Source organism: Roseixanthobacter psychrophilus (assembly GCF_043195195.1).
Taxonomy (GTDB): Bacteria; Pseudomonadota; Alphaproteobacteria; order Rhizobiales; family Xanthobacteraceae; genus NCEH01.
The window spans coordinates 1-213 of the sequence record NZ_JBAFWT010000249.1 but is presented as its reverse complement, the minus strand read 5'-3'; the positions used below and the strand labels follow the sequence as shown (position 1 = coordinate 213).

Here is a 213-nt window from a genome sequence, read left to right as displayed (position 1 = left end):
GATCTCGGCGGGCGCTCGAGGCGCGTCGCGGACGATCCCTTTACACCCGCCTCGAGCGACGGATGATCGATGGTCCGCACAAAAGCGATGATCGCCATAGCGCATGCACTGGCGGGAATTGCCGTGTGGCAGGCCATGGCGCAGCAGGAGTTGGATTCATCGCCGTGCTGATGTTTGGCCGCGCAGGCCGAGCCGTCTGCTTCCAGACAAGCG

1 pseudogene is annotated in these 213 nt (G+C 64.3%); it reads right to left on the bottom strand.

The features are described from left to right. Positions 1-213 (bottom strand): annotated as a pseudogene (locus V5F77_RS29405) (hypothetical protein); the annotation flags it as partial.